The following is a 9969-nucleotide window of genomic DNA, read 5'->3' as shown; positions in this document are numbered from 1 at the left end:
GGAATTATTTGACGCTTATTTGAGTAATCGGAACGGTATAAACTGCGCGATGACACGTTGCAGCAAGTTTGTATTTAATGAAGCGGCAAGCTCGCGAACCGCAATGGCTGGCATTGATCATTGCTTTGTTGATCATGATCCCAACAATTGCATGGCTGGTCTTTGCTAACGATAAACGCTATTGGTTTGCGATGTTTATGTTTTTTTCGTTGTGGTGTTACTCATGATTCCGCACACAGTTCGTCAAACCATTCCAAGGCATATCGAAATCCAACTAACGCAATGAGGTTCGAACCACGCGATTACGAGTTGTCTGATTCAGGTTTGGTGGCCACATCTGCAACTAGTACTAGTCAAATTAGTTGGTCAACATTCATTGGTGTCTTTGAACTGCCGACAGTGATCGGGTTGCAGCAATCGAAGCAAACCGCGGTGATCATTGGCGCTGGAGATTTCAATGCCAATGAATTACAGACCTTGCGCACAATGCTGAAAAAGTATTTTCCAAAGGCCAAGTTAGGCTAAATATTGAGATCTGATTGAAAAGAGCTTACAATGCAATTATCAATTCGCTGACACAACTGGTTGTCTTGGAGGATCACAAATATGGGCTCGTTAATTTTCCTGGTTTCGTATCTGCTGTTGGCTGCAATCGTCTTTTTCTTGATCGCATTTGGTGTGAAATATGGGATTCTTTGGGCAGTGCACGCTTTGTCTGAAGACGACTTAATGAAGCTTGGAAAATTCTTCAAGCGATGAGATCTTGATTAGCAGATCAGAACATCTATTTACCGAGAAATTAGGTGAGGGTATCAGTCAAAACCAAGCTGAAATTTTTCACCTTTTCTAGTTTACATAATATATATTATACGAAGTAACGTAACCGGAGTTAATCCAAGACAATTCACTTGGATCATCCGATTTAAACTAAATCACGCGAACCGATTTGACACGTGCTTTGTAACCTCCAATTCAAGCAACGAGAATCTTCGACTCATCAAGCTCGGCTGTCCAATTCACCTCGTGTGCTCACAGCGCGCTGTGACGCACGCAAACTTGTTTTGCTGAACAAGGTTACGTCAAACAACTTTCTCGCACAGATTTCGTAGCACACTAAAAACGTCCTTAAACGCTGATCTGCGCTTAAGGACGTTTTGCTCGTCAATCGACTGAATTGAAACTGGCAATGGTTTTGGCATCTAACCGCCGCAACAATTCATTCACCAAATTGGTTGAAGCTTGAAAATCACTCAATGCTGTATAGTTATAAGCTGTGTGCTCATATCGTACTGGAATGCCGACGACGATCGTTGGCACACCTTGCCAATAGCCGATTGCGGCACCATCTTGACCGCCACCAGTCCGCACGGCACGCGTATAAGGCAGATGCAATTCATCAGCTAAATCGGCGGTAAACTGCTGAAATGCGGGATTAGCGATGTACGTGGTATCAAGATCACGTAGCATTGGACCAGCTTTCAAACGCGTTTGACTCAGCCAATCTGGTTCAAAGGTGTCATCACACGGTACGCCTTCATATACGATCGCCAAGTCGGCTTGAATTTTGCGCGCAGTCACATAAGCACCACGCAAGCCCACTTCTTCTTGCGTCGACAAACCAGCGACCACATCCACGTTCAAGTCTTCACCGTGCAAAGTTGCTAAGGTATCGACCATCGCAGCAACCCCGACACGATCATCAAAGGCTTTGCCAAAGAACATGCCATGCGCATCATCGTAAGTACATGCCACGTCTGGTACGATTGGACAACCAGTATCAATGGCATAGTCATGAATGGTTTCTTCGCGACTGGTGCTGCCGACGTCGACACTCATTTCAGCAATGGTTGGCACGGCATTGCGTTCGGCAGCCGTCATAAAATGCGGTGGCTTAGTCGCCACGACCCCTGGAATATATTCGCCGCGACGATTGCGCACCAACACGCGCATGGCCGGCACATTCGTTGGCACAAACCCACCAAGCGTCACGAACTTTAACAAGCCACTCGGGCGCACCGCTTGGACTAACAAGCCAACTTCATCAGCGTGCGCGTCAAGTTGAATGACTGGGCGCTCCCCTGTGTTCCCCTTCCTGTTCGTGATGGCGTTGAACATGCCATCGATCGTCGTGGAGCCAAAATCTTTGACCGCATCACGATAAGCGCGAATTACCGGTTGTTCAAAGCCACTCGGGCCAAAAGCGTTTGAAAATTTAATAATACTGTCGATTTGTTGGGCTTTTTCCATCGATTTCCCCTCCTAGCAAAAAAGCCGCGCGTTAGGCGCGACTTCAAAGACTCAATTAAGCTTCAAAAGCCTTTTGTAATGGTGGGACCACTTGCTTCTTACGAGATACCACACCAGGTAATGCCAAACGGTCGTCAGCGTCGAACTTGCCGCCGAATGCTGCTTCAAGCTTATCCTTGCCTTCACCAAAAGCTAAACCAGTGGAGTTGGAGTTCAAGATGTCAGTTGCAACCAATAAGAATAAGTCGTAGCCGTTCCTTTCGCTTTCAGCCTTCAAGCTAGCTTCAATATCTGCTTGGCGAGCGTAGATTTCTTCAAGATCAACCACGTTTACTTGGCCGATACGAACCGTTTTGCCGCCCATATCAAAGGACTTGGCGTCGCCTTCAGTAATGTCTAAGTCAGACTTAGCTGCCAAGTTGGTGCCGGCTTTCAACATGTTCAAGCCGTATTCTTGCAGATCAACGCCAGCGATCTTAGCCAATTCTGGCAAGATTTCGCGTTCGAGATCAGTGGTCGTTGGGGATTTGAGCAATAAGGTGTCAGAGATGGCACCAGACAACATCAAAGCAGCGATTTGTGGGGTGATTTCAAACCCATTTTCCTTGTACATCTTGTAGATGATGGAATTGCAAGAGCCCACTGGTTCTGCGCGGATGAACAAAGGTGCCGCGGTTTCGAAGTTAGCAAAACGGTGGTGATCCACAACGGAAACGATCGTGGAATCTTTACGATCAGCCACAGATTGTTGGGCTTCGTTATGGTCCACTAACATCACGTCAGCGCCGTTAGCAGCGTCGATCACGCGTGGGGCTTGGGTCTTGAAGGTATCCAAGGCGAATTTAGTTTCGTCGTTTGGGGTGCCTAAAGCGACAGCTTCAACATCCGTGTTGCCGGATTGACGCTGAAATTCAGCCCAAGTGATGGCGCTGGTGATCGCGTCAGTATCTGGGTTTTGGTGTCCAAAAATCAATGTCGTCATTAGTTATTGCTCCTTTAATTGAAACGATTTTCTCATTACATATTCAGTTTAACACGGTTTTCTTTCACCCGCGATAAATAATCTGAATCTTGGAAATATTTGTCAAACGATTCCAAAAATTGGCCGATGCGCGGGATATCATCCTTGCCTTTGCGGTAAACAAACGACAATTCAAAGTTGATCCCAGGCTCAAAGGTCGCCGCATACGCATGGATCTGATCTTGATGGGCTTGATAGAAACTATTTGGTAAGGCTGTGTTCACGCCGGTGCGGTTGATGAATTGCATCAGCTGATATGGCGTGGTGAATTGCGCGACGGATTGGGGATCGTTGACCAGTTTATTTTTGAACTTTTCATGAATGAACTGATTCAAGAAATACCCTTCTGGATAAGTCACCCAAGGCTGCGCAATGGTTTCGGATAACTTCACGCGCTTGCGGTGCGACATTTCTTCATCGTGATGCAAGAAAACCAACGATTCATCGATAATTTTCTTGGTCGCGTATGGATCCCAGTGCTTGATGGTTTCATCGGGTAAGTACATGATGGCCAAATCGATTTGGTTGTTTTCCAGCTTGTCCCAAATCTCATGCCGGGTCATCATACGCAAGGTCACTTGGACTTGCGGGTTGTGTTCGTAGTAATCGGCGATAAAAGAGTTGAAGGCGGCATCTTCGATCGAGGCCAACAACCCAATGTTGATCTTGCCGTTAGACGCGTCAGAAGCTTCTTGAATGCGATCTGTAGCCACGTTTAAGACTTCATAGATCTGCTGGGTCGCTTCCAGCATGGTGACGCCAGCTTCGGATAAATGGAGCTTTTTGCCGATGGAATAAAACAGCGGCGCGCCAACTGTGCGTTCCAATTTTTTGATTTGTTGGGTCAAAGCCGGTTGCGTGATGCCCAAAAGTTGCGCAGCTTGGGTGTAATTCATGGTGTCTGCGAGTTGTAGGAAATACGTCAAGGTTTTCGACGAGAAAATGCTTTCTTGAGGGCTTTTCATGGCGGTATTCTCCTTAAAGTTTAGTAGATGCTTTCTTAATGATAAGATAAAACAAAAAAAGAAGCAACTATAAAAGTTACTTCTAGCTTATTGTTTTGCTAAGTTACTACTTTCCCGGCTTCCAAGTCTTGTAACCGGTGTAATCCGCGGTATGCAAGAGCTTTTCAGCGTTCTTGATGCGATCAGGTGTTGGTGGTTCGATGCCTTCCAGTGGATAAGCAATGCCTAATTCGTGATATTTCTTGACCCCTAACGTGTGATAAGGAAGCACTTCCACTTTCTGCACATTATGCAAAGTCTTGATATAATCGCCTAATTCAGTCAAATAGTTATCATAATCCGTACGTTCTGGTACTAAGACGTGGCGGATCCACATATCGCAATTGTGGCTGGACATATATTGAATCATGTCCAAAATATTTTCATTACCAAAACCGGTGAGCTTTTTGTGTTCAGCAGAATTGATGTGTTTGATGTCGACCAAAGAAATGTCAGTCACCGCCATCAATTGTTCGAACTTGCCAAACCAAGGTTGGTCGCGCGTGAACGGATTGCCTGACGTATCCAAGCAAGTGGAAATGCCACGTGCCTTAGCTTTGGTGAACAAATCGAGCAGAAAGTCGATTTGCACCAATGATTCCCCACCGGAGCAAGTGATGCCACCAGTATCGCCCCAGAAGGCTTTGTAGCGTTCCGCATCATCGAGGACTTGATCGGCAGTCATTTCATCGCCAACACCGATATTCCAAGTATCAGGGTTGTGGCAATACTGACACCGCATCCGACAACCTTGTAAAAACGCAGTGAAGCGAATGCCAGGGCCATCAACGGCGCCAAAACTTTCGACTGAGTGCACATAGCCTTTGATCGGGCCGTTTTCAGGTGTATCCACCACATCCATCAAGTTGGTCGGTGTGTTGGTATTCTCAAATAATTTCATGATAACTCCCCCTAATGCAGTCGTAGCAGGTCGTTCTGCCTAAAAGTCCAAAATGATTTTGGCCCTTTAGGCAAAACGGGAGTCGCAATGCGACTCCCGCTGCATGACTGTTGAGTTCTTGCCTATTGTTACAATTGAGATGACGTTTATCGTCGAGTTGCACAGGCCAACGTGGAAGCGGCTAGCTACGCTCAACCCTTCGAACCAAAAACCGGTTCTAAGCGCTGAGCTAGGCTACCCGTTCCACTAAGGGCGGCCTGTTCCACTCTGGCTTACATTTCTTCGAAGAAGGTCCGGGAAATGACGTCGTCTTGTTGTTCCTTCGTCAAGTCAGCGAAGTATACGCAGTAGCCAGATACCCGCACAGTAAGAGTTGGGTATTCTTCTGGGTGCTTTTGCGCGTCGATCAAGGTTTCCTTGTTGAAGACGTTGATGTTCAAATGCATCCCGTTGTTGTGCATATAACCATCGATCATGTTGACCAAGGTGTCTTTGCGAGTTTCGTCGTCGTGGCCCAAAGTGTTAGGGGTCACACCAAACGTGTTGGAGATCCCATCAGTAGCGTAGTGATAAGGAATCTTGGCAGTGGACATCAAGGATGCCAAAGCCCCGTTCTTTTCAGCGCCGTAAGCTGGGTTGGCACCAGGTGAGAATGGTTCACCCTTTTGGCGACCGTTAGGCGTGGTACCAGTGTTCTTGCCGTATACGACGTTGGAAGTGATGGTCAATACGGAAGTGGACAACTTCGCATTGTGATACAAGTGATGCGTGTTCATCTTGCCGTAGAACCACTTGATCAACCAAACTGCAATGCTGTCGGCACGATCATCGTTGTTCCCATAGCGTGGGTAGTCGTTGTTTTCAGCTTTGAAGTCAACGGCAACGCCTTTTTCATCACGAATAACATGCACTTTACCATACTTGATGGCAGAAATGGAGTCAACCGCATGGGAGAAGCCAGAAATCCCAGTGGCGAAGGTGTAATCCAAATGGGTATCCTTCAAGGCCAATTGGGCAGCTTCATAGTAGTACTTGTCATGCATGTATTGGATAGCGTTCAAGGCGTTAACATAAACGTCTGCTAACCAGTCAGCTTGAACAGAGAACTTCTTCATGAAGTCGTCATAGTCGATGACGTCAGTTGTGATCGGCTTAGTTTCAGGACCAACTTGCTTTTCACCGATTTCATCAACACCACCATTGATGGCGTATAAAATGGCTTTAGCTAAGTTAGCACGAGCACCGAAGAATTGAACGCCGTCTTTGATTGGTTGTGCGGAAACACAGCAAGCGATGCCGTAATAGTCCGTGCCCCATTCAGTGCGCATCAGATCATCGTTTTCGTATTGAATCGTGGAAGAAGTGATGGAAACTTCGGTAGCATATCGCTTGAAGCCTTCTGGTAATGCTTCAGACCAAAGCAACGTGATGTTTGGTTCAGGAGCAGCACCCATGTTGTCCAAAGTCTTCAAGAAGCGGAAAGCAGTCTTGGTGATATGGTGACGACCGTCAAAGCCAACACCACCTAAGGACAAGGTTGCCCAAATTGGGTCGCCTGAGAACAGGGAGTTGTATTCTTCGGTACGGATAAAGCGAACCATCCGCAGCTTCATTACCAAGTGGTCGATATATTCTTGGGCTTGGCTTTCGTTGATCAAACCGCGCTTCATATCGCGCTCGATGAAGGCATCGATCGTGGTATCGATACGGCCAACGGACATTGCGGCACCGTTTTGGGTCTTAACCGCTGCCAAGTAGCCGAAGTAGATCCATTGGATAGCTTCTTGCGCGTTGGTTGCAGGCTTGGAAATATCGTAACCGTAGCTGGCAGCCATCTTCTTGATGTCGCCTAAAGCACGATATTGATCGGAAACTTGTTCACGCAGGCGGATAACATCATCAGTCATTTCGCCGTCGCCAATGTGCTGGAAGTCGTTGAACTTGTCAGCCATCAAACGATCGATCCCATAAATGGCGATCCGTGGGAAGTCAGCCACGATCCGGCCACGCGCATAAGCATCAGGAAGACCAGTAACGATCTTGTAGTGACGCGCTTTGCGCATGTCTGGGGTGTAAACATCAAAGACGCCTTGGTTATGGGTCTTGTGATATTCAGTGAAGATCTTGTGCATTTCTGGATCTGGCTTGTAACCGTAAGATTCCAAGGCATCTTCAGCCATGCGGATGCCGCCAAATGGCATGAACGCACGCTTCAATGGCTTGTCAGTTTGCAAACCAACAATGGTTTCCAAGTCTTTGTTCAAGTAGCCTGGGCCATGACTTGTGATCGTGGCAACCACATTGGTGTCAGCATCAAGCACACCGCCTGCAGCACGTTCTTGTTTCTTCAGGTTGAGGACTTGGTTGTTCAATGTGGTGGTTGCTTCGGTTGGTCCTGCCAAGAAGCTTTCGTCACCATTGTATTGGGTCAGGTTTTGTTGAATGAAGTCGCGGACATTAATTTCGCTTTGCCAGTTGCCGCCGTTGAAACCTTCCCAGTAGTTGGTTTCGGTTTTGTCTAACTGTTTCATCTGAGTTGCCTCCTAAAATGTGATTACCATGTCACAGATTTTACATTCTTACTATAACACACTCTTTCAATCTTGCAAGCCTTTTCTTTCGCTTTCTTATGCGAATATAAATTCTTTTAGTGCTGTGGTGTGAAACCACTACTCCGTTCGCTGTTTCACGAGATTGCGGTTACATTAAAAATGATATCGTTCTCATTAACGGCCTGTACTAATCACAGATAATGATACAGTTAATCGTTTTGTGTAATGATACAACGAACTACCGAATTACATAGCAGTTCCACCAAAATCGCGATACAGCACCAAAAAAGCCGACTGTGGTCACAGTCGGCTTTTGCCTTAAGCACGTTTTTGCTGTTGTGTCTTGTAGTCTTGCATCATCACGATCATTTCTGCTGGCGTCACCAGATCCGTTTCGTCGGCGATGGCTTTAAACATTGGGAAAATGTCCCCCATCATCTCGCGGTTGACGTGGTAGCCCATTTCGTTGAGCTTGTTCATCACCGCATGTGAGCCGGAAAGCTTCCCTAATGGTAGACTGGTGTGCATGCCGACATCTTCTGGCACCAGGATCTCGTAAGTCTGGCGATTTTTCAGCATGCCATCTTGGTGGATGCCTGATTCATGGGCGAAGGCATTGGCGCCGACGATCGGGCGGTTAGGTCCGACGGCGATGCTGGATGCCTCAGCTACAATTTCAGACACGCGTTTCGTTTCTGGCAGGTTGATGTTGGTTTCAGCATCGTAGAAATCCCCGCGCACGTGAATGGCAGCTGCCACTTGAATTTCATCGACGTTGCCAGCACGATCACCTAAGCCGTTGATCGTGCCTTGGACTTGCGTCGCCCCATTTTTGATTGCTGCCATTGCGTTGGCCATCGCCATGCCGAGGTCATTGTGCGTGTGTGCGGCCCATTCGATTTGGTCGAAGTTGGCGATGTGGGCTTTCAGATTGGCAAAAATCGCGCCAAATTCTTCTGGGTCATCATAACCCACAGTATCTGGGATGTTGATCATAGTGGCGCCGGCATCGATCGCTGCTTGCACGGCTTCGACCAAGAAATCAGGCTCCGTGCGAGAGGCATCTTCTGGACTGAATTCCACGACATCAAACATTGATTTGCCGTAAGCTACATCAGAACGGATCTTGGCGATCATTTCGGCTTTAGTCATATGCAGCTTGTATTCACGATGAATCGGGCTGGTGGCAATAAAGGTGTGCAGCATTTGATGAGGCGCTGGCGCAATGGCATCGCGCACGGCATCCATATCTTTGCGCACCAGTCGGGCTAAGCCAGTGACGGTGGTGTGCTTGATGGTTTTGGCAATGGCATTAACCGCGCGGAAGTCTTCAGGACTGGCGATGGGAAAACCGGCTTCAATGTAATCAACACCCCAGGCTTCAAGGGCTTTGGCGATTTCAACTTTTTGTTCCACTGAGAAGTTGACCCCAATGGTTTGTTCACCGTCGCGCAGCGTGGTATCGAAGAATTTGATTTGTTTTGTCATAAGAAGACCCTCCATAAAATGTGTTTTGCTGATTTAAATGAATAAAAAATAGGGCCCTAACTTACACATCATCTGTGTATAGCTAGGACCCTATTGCTTGCCTAGCCACCGAATTCGCTTCAGTGGCGTTGCAGCCACCGTTCGTCGATGGCCGCATCTCAAATGCCGCGATCGACTAAATCAACAATCGATCACGCAACAACGCAGTATTTTGATTCGTAATGATAATGGCCTTTTTCATGATGAATTTCCTCCGCGTGTTGTTATTTGATGAAGCTAAGATTAAACGTTTCTCATCGTTTTGTCAACAGTTTCATCAAATTCTTTTTTGATCATCGGAAAAGCAATCAGAATGACATCTGATTGCTTTTCATTCATGCATGATGTTTGAAGACGTCGTATAAACTGAAACTAAGCTCAATTACAGCTCACTGGGATCAAGACGTTGAGCTACAGGATCTTCTACATGTATCGTCACGCAATCACGGATAGCTTCAATTTCAACCCTAATCCAGCAGCATAGCGATTCAGCGTGGCAAATGACGGCACAGAATCCAGACGCTCGATCTTAGCGAGTTGTGGTTGCTTCATGCCGATGCGATCAGCAAGTTCACGCTGAGAAAGGCCTTGCTTGAGCCGTTCGGCATGCAAAGTCGCTAACGTATCGATAACTTCCATTTCTTCAGCTGGAAGGACTATATCCTGCGATAATCCCTTTATGGTTGTCAGATGAAATACAATAATTCATCTGATGAT

9 protein-coding genes are annotated in these 9969 nt (G+C 46.9%); 2 read left to right on the top strand and 7 right to left on the bottom strand.

Translation table 11 applies throughout. From position 1 onward, the window contains the following. The first annotated feature begins 309 nt into the window (after window positions 1-309). Window positions 310-525: a YcxB family protein gene (locus tag FD01_RS03930; protein ID WP_054718624.1), complete on the top strand. Its 216-nt coding sequence runs from the start codon at window positions 310-312 to the stop codon at window positions 523-525. Window positions 526-606: 81 nt separating this feature from the next. Next, on the top strand, window positions 607-759 hold the full coding sequence (locus FD01_RS15980) for a hypothetical protein (RefSeq protein WP_156647263.1): 153 nt from the start codon (window positions 607-609) through the stop codon (window positions 757-759). Between the two features lie 402 nt (window positions 760-1161). Here FD01_RS15980 and FD01_RS03925 read toward each other — a convergent pair whose 3' ends face one another. From FD01_RS03925 to FD01_RS03895, 7 genes are all read right to left on the bottom strand, one after another. Continuing rightward, window positions 1162-2247, bottom strand: coding sequence for a M42 family metallopeptidase (locus FD01_RS03925; RefSeq protein ID WP_054718627.1), 1086 nt, complete (start codon window positions 2245-2247; stop codon window positions 1162-1164). A gap of 55 nt (window positions 2248-2302) precedes the next feature. Then, window positions 2303-3229, bottom strand: coding sequence for a manganese-dependent inorganic pyrophosphatase (locus tag FD01_RS03920; RefSeq protein WP_056962720.1), 927 nt, complete (start codon window positions 3227-3229; stop codon window positions 2303-2305). 35 nt (window positions 3230-3264) lie between these two features. After that, entirely contained in the window at window positions 3265-4233 is a 969-nt protein-coding gene (locus tag FD01_RS03915) for a LysR family transcriptional regulator (protein WP_056962718.1), read from the bottom strand. Between the two features lie 106 nt (window positions 4234-4339). Continuing rightward, complete coding sequence (gene pflA / locus FD01_RS03910) at window positions 4340-5134, bottom strand: pyruvate formate-lyase-activating protein (RefSeq protein ID WP_404820836.1); 795 nt, start codon at window positions 5132-5134, stop codon at window positions 4340-4342. A 311-nt stretch (window positions 5135-5445) separates the two neighbouring features. Continuing rightward, window positions 5446-7704 carry a formate C-acetyltransferase gene (gene pflB, locus FD01_RS03905; protein WP_056962717.1) on the bottom strand — a complete coding sequence of 753 codons (2259 nt, stop codon included), beginning with the start codon at window positions 7702-7704 and terminating at the stop codon, window positions 5446-5448. 339 nt (window positions 7705-8043) lie between these two features. Continuing rightward, complete coding sequence (locus FD01_RS03900) at window positions 8044-9213, bottom strand: 2-isopropylmalate synthase (protein ID WP_056962715.1); 1170 nt, start codon at window positions 9211-9213, stop codon at window positions 8044-8046. A 474-nt stretch (window positions 9214-9687) separates the two neighbouring features. After that, window positions 9688-9891, bottom strand: coding sequence for a helix-turn-helix domain-containing protein (locus tag FD01_RS03895; protein ID WP_056962713.1), 204 nt, complete (start codon window positions 9889-9891; stop codon window positions 9688-9690). Window positions 9892-9969: the final 78 nt, after the last annotated feature.

This window comes from Lacticaseibacillus manihotivorans DSM 13343 = JCM 12514, from assembly GCF_001435035.1.
In the GTDB taxonomy this organism is placed as follows: domain Bacteria; phylum Bacillota; class Bacilli; order Lactobacillales; family Lactobacillaceae; genus Lacticaseibacillus; species Lacticaseibacillus manihotivorans.
This window is presented reverse-complemented; position numbering and strand designations above follow the sequence as displayed.